Here is an 18,577-nt window from a genome sequence, read left to right as displayed (position 1 = left end):
ACCATGCCGCCGGAGCGCGGGCGAGTCATCCCCGCATACGCGCACCGTCCGGATCAAACAGCGGCTGAGAAATCACACGGGCATTGCGCATCTGTCCCAGGATTTCGATCTGAACCTGCGATCCGTCGGCCGCGCGGTCGGCAGGCAGGAACCCCAAGGCGACGGATTTCCGGGCATGATGAGAATAGCCGCCCGAGGTGCAGAAACCCACGACCTCGTCTTCCATCCAGATCGGCTCATAAGCGTTGACATCTGCATCGTCGGCATCGACCTCGAAAGCCACCAGCTTGCGTGCGGGACCCTCAGCCTGTTCAAGCTCGGCAGCTGCGCGACCAATGAAATCGGCGTTTTTCGAGTAAGAGATGAACCGATCCAGCCCCGTCTCGGCAGCTGTGTAGTCTGGTGAAAATTCCGACATCCAGGACCCAAAGAACTTGTCCAGACGCAGGCTCATCATCGCGCGCATGCCAAAGGGCACCATGTCGTGGGATTGACCGGCCTGCCACAAGGTCCACCAGAGCTGCCGTTGGGCCATCGGATCGCAGTAAATCTCATACCCCAGATCTCCGGTATAGCTGACCCGTTGGACAATGCAGTCGGCCATTCCGACCGTCATGCGCCGCACATCGAGAAAGCAGAAATCTGACAGGTCGTCGCGGGTGCAGGCGGCCAACACCTGTGTGGCGTTGGGCCCCGCAATCTGAAACCCGTTCAAACGGTCACTGATGTTTTCGATGCTAACGCCGTCGACCTGATGTTGCAGGAGCCACCGCATGTGAAAGGCCTGACTGCCATAAGACGCGGTCAGTTGGAATTCGGTCTCGCCCAGGCACGAGACAGTGAAATCCCCGATCAGCTTGCCCTTTTGGGACAGCATCGGCGTCAACGATAGCCGCCCCGGTTTGGGGATGCGCCCGGCCATGATCCGGTTTAGCCAGTCCCGCGCGCCCGGTCCCGTGATGCGGTATTTGCCAAAATTGTGAACTTCGTTGATGCCGACGCCGGTGCGAACGGCACGTACCTCGCGCCCGGTTGCGTCAAACGCATCCGATCGCCGGAACGAGGGCGTCTCATATCCGGGCTCGCCGTCCTTCGCGAAGTAATTCGGTACCTCAAGCCCGTATTGCTGCCCCCAGACCGCGCCCAGATCGGTGAAGATGTCATACATCGGGGTTGTCCGGTTGGGGCGGGCGGCGGGCAGTTCCTCGTTCGGGTAGGCGACGCTGAACCGTTTTTGATAGTTTTCGACCACTTTGGGGCGGGTGTAGCCGGGGTTGATCCAATCGCCGAACCGGGCCACATCCATGGCAAAGACATCGCGCTCGGGCTCGCCCTCGATCATCCACTGCGCCAGTGTCAGACCGACGCCGCCACCTTGGCTAAACCCTGCCATCACGCCGCAGGCTGACCAATAGTTGCGCATCCCCGGCACCGGCCCGACCAGAGGGTTCCCGTCCGGTGCAAAAGTGAACGGCCCGTGGATCACTGATTTCACTCCGGCCTCGGCCAAAACTGGAAAACGTTCATAGGCGAACTCGATACTGTCGGTGATCTTGTCATAGTTATCGGGCAAAAGTTCGTGGCCGAATTCCCACGGGGTGCCGTCCACAGCCCAGGGTTTGCAGGGTTGTTCGTAGAACCCGATGCACAAGCCGCGGCCTTCCTGGCGCAGATAGCTTTCTCCAGCGGGGTCCATCACATGCGGGTGCTCGCCCCCGGCGTCGATGATCGCCTCAATCTGAGGGATTGCATCCGTGACCAGATACTGGTGTTCCATCGGGTGTAACGGGAAATAGACACCGGCCATGGCGCCAACTTCACGGGCCCAAAGGCCGCCGGCATTGACCACATGTTCGGCGTGGATGGTGCCTTTGTCAGTGACCACATCCCAAGTGCCATCCGCGCGCTGCAATGTTTCGCGCACCATACAATGGGTTTCGATCGTGGCTCCGCCCATCCGCGCGGCCTTGGCGTAGGCGTGGGTTGTACCAGAGGGATCCAGATGGCCGTCCAACGGATCGTAAAGGGCGCCGATAATGCCATCTGTATTGGTGATCGGGGCGATCTTGCGGATTTCATCGGGACCCACGATTTCAGTCTCAAGCCCCATGAACCGGTGCTTGGCCCTTTCGGCCAGCATCATGTCAAACCGGTCCTGATTGTCGGCCAGGGTTACCCCGCCCACATGGTGCAGGCCGCAGGACATCCCGGTAATCTCTTCCAGTTCTTTATACAGGCGGATCGTATAGCCCTGCAGCGCAGCCATATTGGTGTCGCCGTTCAGCGTGTGAAACCCGCCCGCCGCGTGCCACGTTGACCCGCTGGTCAGTTCGGACCGTTCCAGCAGCATCACGTCCGACCAGCCCAATTTTGTCAGGTGATATAGAACCGAACACCCGACGACGCCGCCGCCAATCACTGCTACCTGAGTTGTGGTCTTCACGACTTGCCTCCCTTGGATTTAGCCAAAGCCTGCAAGTACCGTTTGGGGTTTACTGTTCCGTTTCCGACATGGATTGTCGCTGACTTGGAGTCACAAGGGGCGGATTTTCAGCTCGGTGATCCGGTTGCCTTCGCGGGCCGTGACCTCAAACCGGAACCCGTGGAACGAGAAGACCTGCCCGGAAATAGGGATCATCTGCGCCTCGTGAATAACCAGACCTGCGACGGTGTTGGCTTCGTCATCGGGCAGGGACCAGTCCATCGCCCGGTTCACATCGCGGATCGTCATGGCACCTTCGACCAGAAACTGACCGTCCTCGGTCCGGGTCACGGGAACATCCTCGTCGATGTCGAACTCATCTGCGATTTCGCCGACGATTTCTTCCAGGATATCCTCAAGCGTAATCAGGCCGCGCAATGATCCGTATTCGTCGACCACCAGCGCAAAGTGGCTGTGCATCCGCAGGAATTCTCGCATCTGATCGTCCAGCGTGGTGGTTTCCGGCACGAAATACGGATTGTTCGCCACCTTCGAGACGTCGAATTCCTTAAGCCGATTGGTCTCGCTTTCGCTGGCCCCGGCATGGGCGTACATGGCGCGGAACAGGTCTTTGGCGTGGACCACACCGACGATGTTCTCGGGTTCATCTCGAAACACAGGCAGGCGGGTGTGCGAGCTTTCAAGGCATTGCTGCAAGATGGCTTCCGGGGCGTCGTCCGCGTCGATCATTTGGATGTTAGAGCGGTGCAACATGATCTCTTCCACGGTTCGATCGCCTAGATCCAATGCGCCGAGGATACGATCGCGGTCTTCTTTTTCGACTACGCCTTCGGAATGGCCCAACTGTAGCGCTCCGGCGATTTCCTCACGCACGGCCAGGATGTTGCTGTCTGGGTCAATTTTCACGCCGAACAGACGCAAGACACCGCGCACCAACAGGCGCACGGCCGCCACGACCGGCGAGAAAACGGTCACAACCACACTGATGATGGGGGCCACCAGCGCGGCCGCCTTTTCCGCATTGGTGATGGCATAGGTCTTGGGCAGCACCTCGGCAAAGATCAGCACCAGCAGTGTCATGACCAACGTCGCAAGCGCCACGCCACTTTCGCCAAACAGCCGCGTGAACATCGCCGTCGCCAGCGAGGCCGCAAGGATGTTCACCAGGTTATTGCCCAGCAGGACCGAGCCGATCAGGCGTTCATTGTCATCGGTGATGTCCAGCGCCTTTTGCGCCCCGCGCGAGCCTTTGTCGGCCTGTGCCCGCAGCTTTCCGCGTGACGATGCGGTCAATGCTGTTTCAGAACCCGAGAAAAAGCCCGACAGGATAAGCAAAAGCAGAATAGCGCCAGTGGTAAACCAGAATGCGCCGTCGATCAGAGAAGAAGAGGGTTCCATCGGTCCTTGATTGTTTGTGGTGTTGCATTGGTTATGGGGGCGCGGTCCCGGCGGATCAAGGGGTTAGCCCTTGTTGCTGGGGTCTTTCGCCAGCGGGTGATGCTCCAACACCAGTTCTGACAGGCGTTCGTCCAATACATGGGTGTATATCTCGGTCGTTGCGACGTCGGCGTGGCCCAGCAGGGTCTGGATCGACCGCAGATCGGCGCCATTGGCCAGCAGATGTGTCGCAAAAGCATGGCGCAGCGTGTGCGGCGTGACCTTTTCAAGCGCAACGCCGCCTTGAACGGCCAGTTCCTTGACCAGAAGAAAAAACATGTGCCGCGTCAGGTGGCCAGATTTGCCGCGGGATGGAAACAGGAACTTGGATCGCTGCCCTCCAACGGCCACCAGTTGATCTTCGGCCTCATCCCGCACGCGGAGCCAGACCGCCAATGCATCCCGTGCGGGTGGGGACAGCGGCACCATTCGTTCCTTGCCGCCTTTACCCAGGACCAGCAGCATTCGCGGATCGCCACGCGCCGAAGATACGGGCAGGGATACCAGTTCGGTCACCCGCATTCCGGTGGCGTAAAGAACCTCCATCAGGCACGTGTTGCGCAGACGGTCGGTTGGCGTGCGCCCGGTTTCGCGGGCCGCTTGCAGCAACCGGTCAACTTCGGGCACATCCAGCGTTTTGGGCAGGCGTTTCTGCCGACCGGGGCCTTTGATCTGAATGGCAGGATTGGCCTCGCGCCATCCTTCTTCAAAGGCGAAACGGAAAATCTGCTTGATGGCCGAAAGCCGCCGTGCCCGGGTGGACTTTGCCAATCCCTGTGCGTCACAATTGATCAGATAGGCTTCGATCTGATCCCGATCCGCCTCGGCAAATCCGACCTTGCGATGGTCGAGCCAGGCCGCGAAGTCCTTCAGATCGCGGCCATACGCCAGCAGCGTGTTTGTTGCGGCCCCCAGTTCGGCTGCTTGCGCCTGTAGAAAAGTCGAGATCCAAAGCTCCTGAGTGGCTGGGGCGGTCATGGTCAGATGCCTTGCAGGATCAGCAGGTTCAGCGCAGCACGCCGGGCTGTATCCTCAAGCCCCACGCGGCGTAATGTTGCGATAGCAGCAGTCAGATCGACAAGATTGCCGCGCGCACCATGGGCGAACAGTTCCATGGTTTCCAGAATGGCCTCACCCAGCTGACCGTTGGCCAGCATCGCGTCGATATCCGACGGCACCGGAGCCGCCCAGGCAAAGCCTTGAGCCACCGCATCAGCCAGTGGCGAAGGTGAGCGCGCGCGCCCTGGATCGCCCTGCGCCAATGCGGCCAGAAACTGCGATTTCTCAGACTGGTCTGGTGCAGACAGGGCTGCGGTCTCATAAAGTTCGGACAGCAACAGAACGCGCCAACGCAGGCTTTCAGCGCCTGGATTCGTTAGCGTTACCTGCGATAATCGACCCGCGAACAATTCGGAAAACGGAACTTCCAAACCGACTTTTTGCATTTGGGCCCACACGATCGGCAGCGTTTTGGCTATCGCAGCGGGCTTGCCTGTCTGCAGTGTGCTTTCGAACCGTTGCACCGCCGCGACCCGATCCCAGACTGCGCCGGATGCTGCGGGATCGCGTTCAGAATAAAGCCCCAGCAACTGATTGGGTGTAAGCGCACCAATTCGTGTCAATCGTTCAGCCGCTTCGATCTGCGCCTTCCAGCCCGCTACGTCCCGCAAATCGGCATTGGCAAAAGCCCGCGGCAAAGGGGTCGAGGGCAGACGCTCGCCAATAGCCTCAAACAGACGGAAGCTTAACGGGTCGGGGTGATCGGGTTGCGGCAGGTATTCTGCATCTTCGTATAATTCAGGGCTGAGGAACCGATCCAGAACCGCCAGATCTTCGGACGGTAGAACCTGCAGCGCATGGGCGGCCTCAAGCGTCAGGGCGGCTGACGCCCAATCACCCCGGCGGGCCTTGCAGAAGATTTGCGCCGCATAGTCCTGCGACAGGTGAGGTTGCGCGATCAACGCGGTGCAGCTGCGATCTTCGTCCCCGGTCAGCAATGTCGCATCGAACCAGCGCTGAAATCGCGCACGGCTGTCGGTGGGGCCGGCCAGTTGCACCAGCGACTGCACCGGATCTGCTGCGCCCAACTGCATCAATCGGTCCAGGCGAGCCAACAATAGCGTCTCTTGCGCGCCTGGTTCCGCTGGCGCACGTGCCTCGGAAAGCAGCAGGGTAAACAAAAGGCGCTGCATGGCCGGGTTGTACTTAACCGGGACGTGTCCGATCAGCTTGGCCAAACGGTCAGGATCGCTGCCTTGCCACATGTCTACGGGCAGCCCGGTCACCGAGGACGACACCAGCCCCAGCGGCTGCGACAGCGCCTCAAGTGGCGTGACGACGATATCGGGTTGATTGCCGCTCTGTGTTACAGGCGGTTCCAGCAGGACAGTGCCCGGCAGGTTCTCGGGTGGATCGTTTAACCAGTCGATGACTGAGAGTGGTTCCTGCTGTGCCTGAGCCGACCCGGCCAGAAACAGCATGAACACTGCGACCTTATTCGACATTCAGTATTACCGGTTCTCGAACCTCATCCTGCGGTGCCGAAAAGTCGGCCCCGAAGAACGGCCCAAGATAGGCGTACGCCACCAGCCCGATAAAACACAGGCAAATCAGATATATCAGGAATTTGATCAGACGGCCCATTGCTCAACGCTGCCCCAATTTTCTCTTTTGTCATAGTTATAGCTAGCATTTTTCCTAAGATCACGTCATTCACGGTGAAATGAGCGAAATTAAGCATAACACCTACAGCTCGGACGCGGATACAGGCTTTGAACTGCACAAAACGGTGGTTCTTGTAGGTATGATGGGGGCAGGAAAGACGGCAGTGGGCCGGGGTTTGGCCGCAAGACTGGGCGTTCCGTTCCTCGACAGCGACGCCGAGATCGAATCAGCAGCCAATATGACCATCCCCGAGATATTCGAACGCGACGGAGAGCCGTTTTTCCGGACCAAGGAAAGTCAGGTCATCGGCCGTCTACTGGACGAGGAAAAAGGCATCCTTTCGACCGGCGGCGGCGCTTTTTTGGCCGACACCAACCGAATGATGATCACCGAACGCGGTGTCTCTGTCTGGTTGCGGGCCGACCTGAACGTTCTGTGGAACCGAGTTAAACATAAGGACACGCGCCCCTTGCTGCGCACGTCGGACCCATATGCGACGTTGCGCGCCTTGTACGAGGCGCGTGTGCCGGTCTATGCGCAGGCTGATCTGACGGCTCAGTCCGATGGTGAAACGGCGATCGAGACTATGGTGGACCGGTTGGTGGCTGCTTTGCTGACACGCCCCGATGTTTTGGAACGAAAATAGATGCACCAAAGTGTACATGTAGAGTTGGGCGAACGCTCATATGACGTGGAAATCGGCCCCGAATTGCTGGCCCAATCCGGCACCAGGATCGCGCCCCTGTTGCATCGCCCCAAGGTCGCCGTTCTGACAGATGAGAACGTGGCTGCATTTCATTTGGGCGCGCTGCGCGACGGATTGGCCACGGCCGGAATCGAGATGTCGTCGCTGGCCTTGCCCGCCGGTGAAGCAACCAAAAGCTGGCCGCATTTCGAACGTGCCGTCGAGTGGCTTTTGGCCGAAAAGGTTGAACGCCGCGACGTTGTCATTGCCCTTGGCGGCGGTGTCATCGGTGATCTGGCCGGTTTTGCGGCCGCCGTGTTGCGGCGCGGGGTGCGGTTCGTACAGATCCCGACCTCGCTGCTGGCACAAGTCGACAGCTCGGTTGGTGGTAAAACCGGGATCAACGCGCCGCAGGGCAAGAACCTGATCGGTGCTTTTCATCAGCCGTCGCTGGTGCTGGCCGATACATCGGTATTGGCGACCATGACCCAGCGGGATTTCCTGTCCGGGTATGGCGAGGTCGTGAAATATGGCCTGCTGGGAGATGCCGCGTTTTTCGAATGGCTAGAGGTCAACGGTCCAGATGTCGCGGGCGGTGACATGGCCGCAAGGGTGCGGGCCGTCACACGTTCGGTGCAGATGAAGGCCGAGATCGTAGCGCGGGATGAAACCGAACAGGGCGACCGTGCGCTATTGAATCTTGGGCATACCTTCTGTCACGCGCTTGAGGCCGCCACCGGATATTCCGACCGGCTGTTGCATGGCGAAGGCGTGGCCATCGGGTGCGCGCTCGCGTTCGAGCTGTCCTCCCGGCTTGGCCTGTGTTCGCAGGAAGACCCCAGCCGTGTGCGGGCGCATCTGCGCGATATGGGCATGAAGACCGATCTGGGGGATATTCCCGGTGACTTGCCCGGCGCTGAGGCTCTGGTCGATCTGATGGCGCAGGACAAAAAAGTGATCGACGGCCAGTTGCGGTTCATTCTGGCCCGAGGGATCGGGCAAGCGTTTGTCACCTCGGAAGTCCCGCGTGAGGCGGTTCTGTCGGTGCTAAAGGACGCATTGGCGACGGCCTGATCACCGACTGCGGATCACCATCAGCTCACCGATGTTTTCCCGGGTGATATAGCCAACCATGTTACCGGCCTGCGAACAGACTGCGATGGCGGGGGCACCTTTGTGTAGCCCGTCCAAAACAGTCTCTAACCCGCTGGTCAGTTGCACCTGCGGAATATCTGTCACCATGACCGAGGTTGCAGGATCAGACCGCGGATGGTCTCCGGCCAACGCGGCAAAAAGCCGTTCACGCGTCAGAAACCCCATCAGATGGTCATCTGCGCCCATCACAGGAAACTCGTGCTGGGTGGTGTGAATGACGGCCTGCGCAGCGGTGGCTAGTGTATCGCTGGGGGACAGGGCGTGGAACTCGGTGATCATCGCATCACGCGCCAGAACCCGCCGCGCGACCGAGCGCATCGCAACATCCTGGCTTTCCGAATTGGCAGCGACAAAGACAAAAACGGCGATCAAAACCAGCAGCGGGTTCCCTGTGCTCAACCCCCAAAAACCAAACGCTACGGCAACCATCTGGCCGCCAATGGCGGCGACTTTGGTGGCCTTCACCCGGTCCATTTTCAGACAGAGCAGTGCGCGGAACACGCGACCTCCATCCATCGGAAAGGCGGGGATCATGTTAAATGCGGCCAGCAACAGGTTCACATAGGCCAGACGGTTTAACAAAGCAGGCCCGGTCGAGTCGATTTGCGCTATCGTTTCGAACGGCATTCCGGCGCCCAAAGCAACCAGAACGATCCAGATCGCGATATTCACGGCAGGTCCTGCTAGTGCAACCGCCACCTCTTGCATCGGCTTTTCCGGCATCCGTTCCAACCGCGCCAGCCCGCCGATAGGCAACAGAGTGATATCGGGGGTTTTGATCCCATAGCGCCGGGCCATCAAGGCGTGGCCGAACTCATGCGCCACAACGCAGGCAAACAGCGCCAGCACGAAAACCAAATTTTCGATTGCGGCTGGCAATCCACCGCTGGAATAGGCGGCAAAGCCCACCCAGGCCAGCAACAGAAAAAAGGTGACATGGACCCTCAGTTCCGACCCCAACAGTCGGCCCAGTGTGAAGGACCATGTCATGTCAAATCTCCGTCTGGTTTAGAACGGGATCTCATCATCGTCGATGCCGCCGGATGCTGGAGCAGGAGCGCTGGAGGAGGGGGCACCATAAGGATCGCCGTATCCGCCACCGGCCTGACCGCCGCCATATCCTCCGGACTGGCCACCACCGCCGCCACCTTCGCTGCGGCTGTCCAGCAGCGTCAGCTCACCACGATAGGGGCGCAGCACAACCTCGGTCGAATAGCGATCCTGACCGGACTGATCCTGCCATTTGCGGGTCTCCAACTGGCCTTCGATGTAAACTTTGCTGCCCTTTCGCAGGTATTGCTCTGCAATGCGGGCCAATGGCTCTGAGAAGATCGCAACCGAGTGCCATTCCGTCCGTTCGCGACGCTCACCGGTGTTGCGGTCTTTCCAATTCTCAGAAGTAGCGATGCGCAGATTGCAAACTTTACCGCCGTTCTGGAACGACCGGACCTCGGGATCGCGGCCAAGATTTCCGACCAGAATGACTTTGTTGACAGAACCCGCCATGTATTTCCCCGTTCTTAACTGGTTTGTATGCGCCCGAATCTGGCGCCGTTTCTGTAAGCGACCCTATACGGCCTGCGTCAGGGTGAAAACATAGATGATGACGGCAACACTGGCCAAGAAATCGCCAAGGATTTGTTCACCATGCTTTCATCTTTAACTGGAATACCTATACTCGCGTAGATTCCTGAACGAGCTGGATTGGCTTGAATGCGTCTTTTGGTTGGTTGTTTTTCTGTTCTGTGCTTGACGCTGGTTTCGGTGCCGGTTTCGGCTGACTCGTTGTCTTCGAAAAGTCGCCGGGACATTTTTCTGAAACAATCCAAAGTATTGGATACGCGCGCAGCGACGCAATACCGGGATTCCGATCGCCTGAAACCTAAGGCAGCACAACCCACATTCAGCAAACGATATACCGGCAAGTACCGGGGCGAGTATATGGCGTTGGCGCGTCAGGCGGCGCGCAAGCACAGTGTTCCAGAAGAGCTTTTCCTGCGCTTGGTGCAGCAGGAAAGCGGTTGGAACCCTCACGCCAAATCGCACAAAGGTGCATTGGGTCTGGCACAGCTGATGCCGGGCACAGCGCAGCTGTTAGGGGTAAATCCGCATGACCCGCAGCAAAACCTGGAAGGCGGTGCGCGATATCTGTCCTGGCAGTACCGCAAGTTCAAATCCTGGCGTTTGGCGCTGGCCGCTTACAATGCGGGTCCAAAAGCGGTCGAAAAGCATGGCGGAGTGCCGCCGTACAAAGAAACCCAAAACTACGTAAAAGTTATCTGGGGCGGCTGAGCTAAACTGACGCCTCCCCCAAAAAATGAACCGGCGCTGTGGCCGGTTCTTTGCGTTTCAGCTCTTACTCTGCGGCAATTTTGATCACCGGCTCCATCCGGGCCAGAATGTCCTCGGCTAGATGACATTTGACCTGATGCCCGTCAGCCAGAGTTTTCACGGGCGGTATATCGCGTTCGCACAGCCCGTTCGGAACTTCGGATTTCCACCTGCATCGCGTTTGGAACGGACACCCCGGAGGCGGGTTCATCGCCGACGGAATATCGCCATCCAACACGATATGCTGCTTTTCAACGGATGTATCCGCAATCGGCACCGCGCTCAGCAGCGCCTCGGTATAGGGATGGTAGGGCGGCGCAAAAACCTGATCCGTTGTCCCAAGCTCGACCACATGGCCCAGATACATCACCATGACCCGGTCGCTGAGATAACGCACGATCGACAGATCGTGGCTGATGAACAGCAAGGTGGTCTTGTGTTCACGCTGGATCTCCATCAACAGATCGGTCACCGCCGCCTGTACCGATACATCCAACGCCGAGACCGGCTCGTCCGCGACCACAATCCGGGCATCGCCTGCAAAGGCTCGTGCGATACCAACGCGCTGTTTCTGGCCGCCGGACAACTGTCGTGGCATCCGGTCCGCAAAGGCGCGCGGTAATTTCACCAGATCCAGCAGTTCCAGCATTCGTTTCTTTCGCTCGGCCTCAGAATTGCCGACGCCAAAGATTTCCAGCGCGCGGATGATTTGGCGACCAACGGTCATTGACGGGTTCAGCGTATCGAACGGGTTCTGGAACACCATCTGAACTTCGCCAACGGTCTTGGCGTCGCGCTCTTCGATGGGCACGTCTTCGATATTGCGATTGTCCAGCAGAATCTGGCCGTCAGTCGCTGTTTCTAATCCCATTAGCACCTTGGCAAAGGTAGACTTGCCGCAACCGGATTCACCCACAATAGCCAGTGTCTCAGATTCATGGGCCTCGAAACTCAGCGTCTCGTTGGCCTTCACAACCTTCTTCTCGCCCCCTCCAAACAGGGCGTTGGCAGCAACTTCGTAGTACTTCTTGAGGTTGTCCATTTTTAATACAACCCGGCCAATCTCACCTTTTTCCTTCTGTTCACCCAGAGTGATCGGCGCGTTCCAGTCAATCTCTTTGAACTTCAGACACCGCGTGTGATGGCGGTCATTGCCCGGCACGGCTTCCATAAGGATGTTCTGGGAGTTGCAGCGACCTTCCTCGAAATAGTCGCAACGCGGTCCAAAGTTGCATCCCTGTGGGCGTTCATGGGGCAGGGGGAAATTCCCCGGAATGGCGACCAGTGGCCGCGCGTTCTTGTCCGCACCCGGCAACGGGATCGACCGGAACAACGCCTGCGTATAGGGGTGCTGCATCTCGTCGAATACATCATGGATCGAGCCGCGCTCGACCGCCTCACCGGAATACATAACGCACAACCGGTCACAGGTTTCCAACACCAGCCCCAGATTGTGCGAAATGAACAGCATCGAGGTGCCGTATTTCTTGCCCAGATCCTTGACCAGCTCGACCACCGCAGCCTCGACGGTCACGTCCAGCGCGGTTGTCGGCTCATCCAGTATCAACAGGGCAGGTTTCGACATCAGCGCCATGGCGATCACAATGCGCTGCTGCTGCCCGCCCGATAGCTGGTGCGGGAAAGAATTGAGCATCCGCTCGGGATCGGGTAGGCGCACATCGGTTACCACCTCCAGGGCGCGGGCATAGGCCTCGTCCTTGCCGACGCCCTCGTGGATCATCGGCACTTCCATCAACTGCCTGCCGATTTTCATCGCCGGGTTAAGTGAGGCCATTGGTTCCTGATAGATCATCGCGATTTCATTGCCGCGAATGTCCCGTAGCTCGTCCGAGCTTATTTCGGCCAGGTCCCGTCCCTTGAACTTGATCGATCCACCGACGATGCGGCCATTCTTGCCCAGATCCTGCATGACACCCAAGGCCACGGTGGATTTGCCACAACCGGATTCACCCACCAGACCAACGGCTTCCCCGGGTTGGACAGTAACCGAAAAGTCCATCACGGCCGGAATTTCCCGAAGGCGGGTAAAGAATGAAATCGACAGCTTGTCGATCTCAAGGATCGGGCCGTCATATTCCGCCAGTTTGCTCATCTTGTTTCTCCTCGCGAGAGTCAGGGGATCCCCTTCATCTGGCTAAAAATATCCCGGGGGGTTGCCATCTGTGGCGCCACCGGTTCGAGCCCAGATGGCGACGGGGCTGGCCCCCGGCCTTGGTCACATCAATCCTTCAGGCTTTCTTCGCGCAGACCGTCGGCCAGCAGGTTCAAACCAAGAACCAGAGACAACAGCGCCAGCGCAGGCGGCAGGGCCGGGTGCAGATAGATCGACAAAAGCTTGCGCCCTTCGTTGATCGTCGACCCCCAGTCGGGGCTTTCCGGAGGCAGGCCCAGGCCAAAGAAGCCCAACGTCCCCAAAAGGATGGTGGTGTATCCGATGCGCAGGCAAAAATCGACGATCAGCGGACCGCGTGCGTTGGGCAGGATCTCCCACAGCATAATGTACCACGGACCTTCACCGCGCGTTTGCGCCGCCGCCACATAATCCCGTGTCTTGATGTCCAGCGCCAGGCCCCGCACGATACGGAACACAGTGGGTGAGTTCACAAAGACGACCGACACAAACACCACCAGAATACCTCCGGGGATGTTGAACAGATCAAGATATGTGGGCAGACCCCAGATGCGATAGGTCTCTGTTTCGATAATGTAGCCACCGGTCGAGATCATCGACAGATAGAACCACAGCGCGACCCCCAGAACCCCAATCAAAAGCGGCGTGCGAAAATTCGGGCGGGTGTAAAAGCGCGAGTTCAGAAGCACCGCAAGAAAGATGATGGGAAAGACGAACAGCACTGCGGCCATATAGTTCGGTACGCCGGTTGCGACGATCTCTGGCGTGACCAGCAGGTAGAACAACAAGATGACCGGGAAGGCCAGGATCAGGTTGGCCAGGAAGGACAGGAACGTATCCAGACGTCCGCCGTAATACCCGGCAGGCAGGCCCAGCGTAATGCCGACCATAAAGGCAAAGATGGTCGCAAAGGGCGCGATCTTGACCACTTCCCACGCGCCTCTGACCATGCGGCTAAAGACATCGCGGGCTAGGTTGTCACCGCCCAGCAGATACCAGGCATATTGACCTTCATCCGTTGACGGCACCGGTGTTCCGGGGACCTTGTTCTTCATGCCCGAAAGCTGCGACAGCGGATCTTGTGTGATGATCAGGTCCATGGCACCAAAGATACCGGTGAATACCCAAAACATCACAAGGCCGAAACCGATCATCCCGATCGGGCTGTCAAACAGCTTGCCGTACAGACCAAGGCGCCGTTTGAACGCGATGGACATGGCAAACAGAATGATCAGCGACAACCAGACGGGCAGGAACTGCCGTGATATCGCGCCGATGATCCCGGCGCTGGTCCCCATCAGGATGCCCAGCACTAGATAGGCCAGCGTAACGGCCACACTGGCCATGAAACTGTATCGCAAGGCCGATTGGGTAAGCCCCCGCAGCCCGGCATTGGCGTTTAGGGTTCCGTCGACATTGATGCTCAGCGGTGCCTCGGGCAGCACGATGCTGCCAAGGATCCAGACCACGATGGAAATCAACATCGCAGCCAGCGAGATCATCAGCAAAGGGTTCAGAAAGGCAATAGAGCCGGTCCAGGTAAGAGGTTCCATGTTCTATCCTTCCTTACGAAATACGGATGCGCGGGTTGAGGTAGACATAGCCGATATCCGAGATCAGCTGCGTCACCAGCACCACAAAGACCGACACGACTGAAATCGCCAGCAATAGCTGGATGTCGTTGTTGCCTGCCGCCTGTACCAGTGCCCATCCAAAGCCCTTGTAGTTGAACAGGGTCTCAACGATCACCACGCCGTTCAGCAGCCATGGGAACTGCAGCATGATGACGGTAAAGGGCGCGATCAGCGCGTTGCGCAAAGCGTGCTTCATAACGATGTTGGGGAACGCGACACCTTTCAGGCGGGCGGTCCGAATATACTGCGCGGTCATCACTTCGGTCATCGAAGCGCGGGTCATCCGCGCGATGTATCCCATGCCATAAAGCGCGATGGTCAGCACCGGCAGGAAGAAATTTTCGAAGGTCGGGTTTTCCATCGCCTGTGTCGCGGTTCCCTTGAACCACTTTAAACCGACGGCGGATGAGGTGAAGATCGCGATAAAGATAACCCCCGAGACGTATTCCGGTGTCGCGGTTGTGGTGATTGCGATGGTCGACAATGTCCGGTCGGTTGCCGAACCTTCGCGCATACCGGCCAAAATCCCTAGGATCAACGCAGAAGGCACCATCAGCAGCATCACCCAGAACATTAAGCGGCCGGTCAATGCCAGCCGGGTGCCAACAACGGTCGAGACCTCTGCTTTGAAAACGGACGAGTATCCCCAGTATCCTTGCAGGATGCCGCAGAAATTAGGCGACTCTTCCGCGGTTGTGCCCGGCAGGATGCATCTGCCCAGAACAGATCCGTCTTCGTTCGTATGCCGATAGGAAGGCAAAACGCCCAGCCATTCGCCGTACTTCACGGGCGTAGGTTGCAGATACCCGTTCTTTTCAAGGTAGCTTGCGACCTGTTCGTCCGACATGCGGAAGTTGCCTTGGGTTTTGGCAAGCTTTTCGAGGTTCGGATATAGGTTGGTGAGGAAAAAGACCAAGAATGTCAGACATAATGCTGTCAATAGCATGATGCCGACACGCTTTAGAATGAATAGTCCCATGTTAGCCCCTGTTGGTAGGCTAGCGCGTGTTTCAAGTTGAACCGCGCATCGCTGTTTTTTATTGCCGCCGCACTCAGGACGAAAAAGCCGCGCCAGTGGGGCGCGGCTTGGGTTTTGTCAGGTCAGGACACAATGCCGAACTTGTAGATCTGCGGCAGGTCCGCAATGTGTTTTTCGACGCCCACCATATTGTCGCGGTGGTGACGCATGGCCGTGCGCCAATACGGCTGAATGGTCACACCTTCGTCGATCATGATCGCCTGAAGCTTGGCCATCACTTCACGGCGCTGGTCCACATCCGCGATGGAATTCGCCTCGGCTAGCAGAGCGTCAAACTCCTCATTGGCGAACCCGGATTCGTTCCAGGCCACGCCGGACTTGTATGCCAGTGCCAGAACCTGTGTGCCCAGCGGACGGTGGTTCCAGTTGGTCGACGAGAACGCGTATTTGGTCCAGTCGTTCCAGAAGGTCGAACCCGGCAGAACCGTGTGACGCGCCTTGATACCTGCGTCGTTCAGCTGGGCAACGACTGCAGCCGTAGTGTTGCGGCGCCAGTCGTCGTCTATCGACTGAACTTCGTGTTCAAAATCGGCCATGCCTGCTTCGTCCATAAGGGCTTTGGCGCCGGCAGGATCATAGGGCAGGCGGGTAACAGCCGAGTCGAATTCTGGGTGCATCGGACCGACATGGCAGTTGTCAGCCGGAATGCCGTAACCTGACATACCCAATTCCAGACAGACCTCGTTGTCGACGGCCATCGCCAGAGCCTGGCGAACACGCTTGTCGGCATAGATCTTGTTGCCATCTGCGTCTTCGGCCAGTTGGTTGGGACGGATGACAATAGTAAAGCCCGACGGGATTTCCGATCGGGTCAGGCCGATGCCGTCAAAGATGTCGACAAATTCACCGACCGATTCCCAGTTCATGTCGATCTCTTCCGCCTCGTAGGCGGCCAGGAACGCAGCGGGGTCGGTGCCGTAGTCGATGAATTCGATCCGGTCGATATAGCCGCCTTTGCCAGCGGCATAGCCCCACCATTCGTGGTCTTCGTTACGGACCAGCACACCCTTTACGCCAACTTCATGGCTTTCCGGCAGCATAAAGCCCGTCCCGATTGGGTTGGCCAGCATGTTGGCGGGGTCGTGGCTGCTGTGCACGATGGAACCGGGGTAATCCGCCATGCCGGGGATAACAGTGATATCCGGCGAAAGACACTTCAGCTGGACGGTATGATCGTCAACCACTGTGATGGCGCCGTCCGCGGCCTTTTGGGTGTCGGGGTCGACCAGCGAAGTCATCCGCGACGCCATCGAGTTGCCCTCGACCGTCGCATCACACCACATCTCGATGTTGCGGGCGACGTCTGCTGCCGTAAACGGTTCGCCGTTGTTCCAAGTGACACCCTTGCGCACGTTCAGCGTGTGCTCGGTCGCGTCGTCATTGGTTTCCCAGCTTTCCAACAGCATCGGCTTGAACGAACCGTCGTTGTTGTATTCGACCAGATATTCCAGCCAGCCAGCGGTAAAGGTGGCGATCTGGGTCCAGTCATAGGTGCGCGGGTCTTTGAGTGCGCGCACTTCCATCTGATAGCGGATGGTCCCACCGCGCTGCGCTTCTTGCGCTTTGGCCGGTGAAGCCAGGCCAATCATTCCGTAAGCTGCCGGTACGGTGACACCCAGAGCGGTGGCGCGGGCCATAAACTCGCGTCGGCTCAGTTTGCCGTCCCGATATTCCTGAGCATGCATTTCTGCCGCCCGATGAATCGGTGCTCCGGTCAAGGTTTGATTTCGCATTAATGTCTCTCCCTGTGACACTTTTATAATAGTGAAGAAGCTCTGAACCGCTCAGACGGGAATGACCCGGTCGGCAGGTTCGTAGGTTTTCTTTTGTTGGATCCTGAACATCCCCATGGGGTCATTCGGCCCCAGAAATTTGCTGAGGTCAACGTTCGAAATCGTCATTCATGGTACAAAAACGACATCAATGAGCCCCGGTTATCGGTAACAGAGACCACAGGTTATGGTGTTTGGGTTAGTTAAACCCGATGTAATGCTGTGGATTCGCTTGCTTAAAATGCCGGTGCAAAAAACCTGGGCACCGCTGGTTGAACTGCCCGAGGTATCATTTTGAGAAATCTATGTGATTCCAGCTTTTCATTCTGGCCTTAAACCATGTGCGCTGACGTTTTGCGAACTGGCGGGTTGCAATTGTGGCGCGTTCTCTGGCTTGATCCAAAGTCATGTGCCCGTCCAGGTAGGCCAGAAGCTCGGGCACGCCGATGGCTTTGAATGCAGACAAAGACGGATTGTAAAGGTGGCGCATCGCTTCGACCTCGGGCAGGGCGCCGGTTTCCAACATCTGATCGAAACGGCGGGTGATACGATCCAGAAGCCATTGTTTATCCACGTCAAACACAATCGGAACCGTGTCACAAAGCGCAAGCATCGGCGGCGGTGTGTTGTCCTGCCAGTCGCCCAAGCTGCGCCCGGTCGCTTGCTGTACCTCCCACGCGCGCTGAACGCGGGCGCGGTTGTGGGTGTCGATCCGCTGCAGGGTTCCGGGATCGACACCGTTGATCAGCTTAGACAGTTCCAACTGATCGGCCGCAGCCCGTATCCGGGGCGGGGTGGCGGGAATGTCTGCCATACCCTCGGTCAGGGCCATGAAATACAGTCCGGTACCACCAACGATGATCGGGCGTTGTTCACCCGACAACAGAGGCGTCACATCCCGCAGCCAGTGCCCGGTGGAATAATCCTGATCATAGGCGACATGGCCATACAGACGATGCGGTGCGCTGGCCTCTTCCTCGGCGGATGGACGGGCCGAGATCACCCGCCAGCAGTCATAGACCTGGCTGGCATCGGCGTTGACGATGACGCCGCCAAATTCTTCCGCGATCCGCAAGGCCAGAGCCGATTTGCCCGATGCTGTCGGGCCAGCGATCAGGACAGGTTTGTCATCCGGAATGGGTGGCAGACGATCCCAGAATTGCGAAGTTTTGACAGTGCTCATGCGCGGTCGCCTCATTCCTAACCAACCGCATTGAACCTGCGGAGCTTTTGCTTCATTTTGCGCCTGAAAATAAACCCGTGCC

At 58.2% G+C, this 18,577-nt stretch carries 15 protein-coding genes; 3 read left to right on the top strand and 12 right to left on the bottom strand.

Translation table 11 applies throughout. The features are described from left to right. Nucleotides 1–25 precede the first annotated feature (25 nt). The 5 genes from SJY13_RS05025 to SJY13_RS05005 form a co-directional block, all read right to left on the bottom strand. Nucleotides 26–2,443 carry a GcvT family protein gene (locus SJY13_RS05025; protein ID WP_377188446.1) on the bottom strand — a complete coding sequence of 806 codons (2,418 nt, stop codon included), beginning with the start codon at nucleotides 2,441–2,443 and terminating at the stop codon, nucleotides 26–28. A gap of 90 nt (nucleotides 2,444–2,533) precedes the next feature. Beyond that, nucleotides 2,534–3,841 carry an HlyC/CorC family transporter gene (locus SJY13_RS05020; protein WP_085821632.1) on the bottom strand — a complete coding sequence of 436 codons (1,308 nt, stop codon included), beginning with the start codon at nucleotides 3,839–3,841 and terminating at the stop codon, nucleotides 2,534–2,536. A 63-nt stretch (nucleotides 3,842–3,904) separates the two neighbouring features. Further along, nucleotides 3,905–4,858: a tyrosine recombinase gene (locus SJY13_RS05015; protein ID WP_377188443.1), complete on the bottom strand. Its 954-nt coding sequence runs from the start codon at nucleotides 4,856–4,858 to the stop codon at nucleotides 3,905–3,907. A gap of 2 nt (nucleotides 4,859–4,860) precedes the next feature. Then, nucleotides 4,861–6,384, bottom strand: coding sequence for a hypothetical protein (locus SJY13_RS05010; protein WP_377188440.1), 1,524 nt, complete (start codon nucleotides 6,382–6,384; stop codon nucleotides 4,861–4,863). Next, entirely contained in the window at nucleotides 6,374–6,523 is a 150-nt protein-coding gene (locus tag SJY13_RS05005; RefSeq protein ID WP_200818536.1) for a hypothetical protein, read from the bottom strand. Before SJY13_RS05005 ends, SJY13_RS05010 begins: the two co-directional genes overlap by 11 nt. A 79-nt stretch (nucleotides 6,524–6,602) precedes the next feature. Here SJY13_RS05005 and SJY13_RS05000 point away from each other — a divergent pair, with 79 nt between their 5' ends. Continuing rightward, entirely contained in the window at nucleotides 6,603–7,190 is a 588-nt protein-coding gene (locus tag SJY13_RS05000) for a shikimate kinase (RefSeq protein WP_377188436.1), read from the top strand. Continuing rightward, a complete protein-coding gene (gene aroB, locus SJY13_RS04995; protein WP_377188433.1) occupies nucleotides 7,191–8,303 on the top strand; it encodes a 3-dehydroquinate synthase in 1,113 nt (370 codons plus the stop codon). Here aroB and SJY13_RS04990 read toward each other — a convergent pair whose 3' ends face one another. Both SJY13_RS04990 and ssb read right to left on the bottom strand, forming a co-directional pair. Next, the gene (locus tag SJY13_RS04990; protein WP_377188430.1) at nucleotides 8,304–9,374 is read right to left on the bottom strand and encodes a site-2 protease family protein; all 1,071 of its coding nucleotides are present in this window, start codon (nucleotides 9,372–9,374) and stop codon (nucleotides 8,304–8,306) included. It abuts the gene before it with no gap. 18 nt (nucleotides 9,375–9,392) lie between these two features. Next, the gene (gene ssb, locus SJY13_RS04985; RefSeq protein WP_377188427.1) at nucleotides 9,393–9,890 is read right to left on the bottom strand and encodes a single-stranded DNA-binding protein; all 498 of its coding nucleotides are present in this window, start codon (nucleotides 9,888–9,890) and stop codon (nucleotides 9,393–9,395) included. 207 nt (nucleotides 9,891–10,097) lie between these two features. Here ssb and SJY13_RS04980 point away from each other — a divergent pair, with 207 nt between their 5' ends. Next, nucleotides 10,098–10,676 (top strand): lytic transglycosylase domain-containing protein, encoded by a 579-nt coding sequence (locus tag SJY13_RS04980; RefSeq protein ID WP_085821623.1) that lies wholly within the window; start codon nucleotides 10,098–10,100, stop codon nucleotides 10,674–10,676. A 64-nt stretch (nucleotides 10,677–10,740) separates the two neighbouring features. Here the strand turns inward: SJY13_RS04980 and SJY13_RS04975 are convergent, their stop codons facing one another. The 5 genes from SJY13_RS04975 to miaA all read right to left on the bottom strand — a co-directional run bounded on the left by SJY13_RS04975 (nucleotide 10,741) and on the right by miaA (nucleotide 18,495). Further along, nucleotides 10,741–12,828, bottom strand: coding sequence for a dipeptide ABC transporter ATP-binding protein (locus tag SJY13_RS04975; protein ID WP_377188423.1), 2,088 nt, complete (start codon nucleotides 12,826–12,828; stop codon nucleotides 10,741–10,743). 128 nt (nucleotides 12,829–12,956) lie between these two features. Beyond that, complete coding sequence (locus tag SJY13_RS04970) at nucleotides 12,957–14,420, bottom strand: ABC transporter permease (RefSeq protein WP_377188420.1); 1,464 nt, start codon at nucleotides 14,418–14,420, stop codon at nucleotides 12,957–12,959. Between the two features lie 13 nt (nucleotides 14,421–14,433). After that, the gene (locus tag SJY13_RS04965; RefSeq protein ID WP_377188417.1) at nucleotides 14,434–15,480 is read right to left on the bottom strand and encodes an ABC transporter permease; all 1,047 of its coding nucleotides are present in this window, start codon (nucleotides 15,478–15,480) and stop codon (nucleotides 14,434–14,436) included. A 122-nt stretch (nucleotides 15,481–15,602) separates the two neighbouring features. Continuing rightward, nucleotides 15,603–17,273 carry an ABC transporter substrate-binding protein gene (locus tag SJY13_RS04960; RefSeq protein WP_377188414.1) on the bottom strand — a complete coding sequence of 557 codons (1,671 nt, stop codon included), beginning with the start codon at nucleotides 17,271–17,273 and terminating at the stop codon, nucleotides 15,603–15,605. Nucleotides 17,274–17,601: 328 nt separating this feature from the next. After that, nucleotides 17,602–18,495, bottom strand: coding sequence for a tRNA (adenosine(37)-N6)-dimethylallyltransferase MiaA (gene miaA / locus SJY13_RS04955; protein ID WP_377188411.1), 894 nt, complete (start codon nucleotides 18,493–18,495; stop codon nucleotides 17,602–17,604). Nucleotides 18,496–18,577: the final 82 nt, after the last annotated feature.

This window comes from Ruegeria meonggei (genome assembly GCF_042768335.1).
Classification (GTDB): domain Bacteria; phylum Pseudomonadota; class Alphaproteobacteria; order Rhodobacterales; family Rhodobacteraceae; genus Ruegeria; species Ruegeria meonggei.
Note: the sequence above shows the minus strand (reverse complement) of the source record. Positions and strands in the feature narration are given on the sequence as shown.

Bases quoted from the DNA above. Each gene is read 5' to 3' on its own strand.
- SJY13_RS05020 (WP_085821632.1), bottom strand. From the start codon at position 3,841: ATGGAACCCTCTTCTTCTCTGATCGACGGCGCATTCTGGTTTACCACT.
- SJY13_RS05015 (WP_377188443.1), bottom strand. From the start codon at position 4,858: ATGACCGCCCCAGCCACTCAGGAGCTTTGGATCTCGACTTTTCTACAG.
- SJY13_RS05010 (WP_377188440.1), bottom strand. From the start codon at position 6,384: ATGTCGAATAAGGTCGCAGTGTTCATGCTGTTTCTGGCCGGGTCGGCT.
- SJY13_RS05005 (WP_200818536.1), bottom strand. From the start codon at position 6,523: ATGGGCCGTCTGATCAAATTCCTGATATATCTGATTTGCCTGTGTTTT.
- SJY13_RS05000 (WP_377188436.1), top strand. From the start codon at position 6,603: ATGAGCGAAATTAAGCATAACACCTACAGCTCGGACGCGGATACAGGC.
- aroB (WP_377188433.1), top strand. From the start codon at position 7,191: ATGCACCAAAGTGTACATGTAGAGTTGGGCGAACGCTCATATGACGTG.
- SJY13_RS04990 (WP_377188430.1), bottom strand. From the start codon at position 9,374: ATGACATGGTCCTTCACACTGGGCCGACTGTTGGGGTCGGAACTGAGG.
- ssb (WP_377188427.1), bottom strand. From the start codon at position 9,890: ATGGCGGGTTCTGTCAACAAAGTCATTCTGGTCGGAAATCTTGGCCGC.
- SJY13_RS04980 (WP_085821623.1), top strand. From the start codon at position 10,098: ATGCGTCTTTTGGTTGGTTGTTTTTCTGTTCTGTGCTTGACGCTGGTT.
- SJY13_RS04975 (WP_377188423.1), bottom strand. From the start codon at position 12,828: ATGAGCAAACTGGCGGAATATGACGGCCCGATCCTTGAGATCGACAAG.
- SJY13_RS04970 (WP_377188420.1), bottom strand. From the start codon at position 14,420: ATGGAACCTCTTACCTGGACCGGCTCTATTGCCTTTCTGAACCCTTTG.
- SJY13_RS04965 (WP_377188417.1), bottom strand. From the start codon at position 15,480: ATGGGACTATTCATTCTAAAGCGTGTCGGCATCATGCTATTGACAGCA.
- SJY13_RS04960 (WP_377188414.1), bottom strand. From the start codon at position 17,273: ATGCGAAATCAAACCTTGACCGGAGCACCGATTCATCGGGCGGCAGAA.
- miaA (WP_377188411.1), bottom strand. From the start codon at position 18,495: ATGAGCACTGTCAAAACTTCGCAATTCTGGGATCGTCTGCCACCCATT.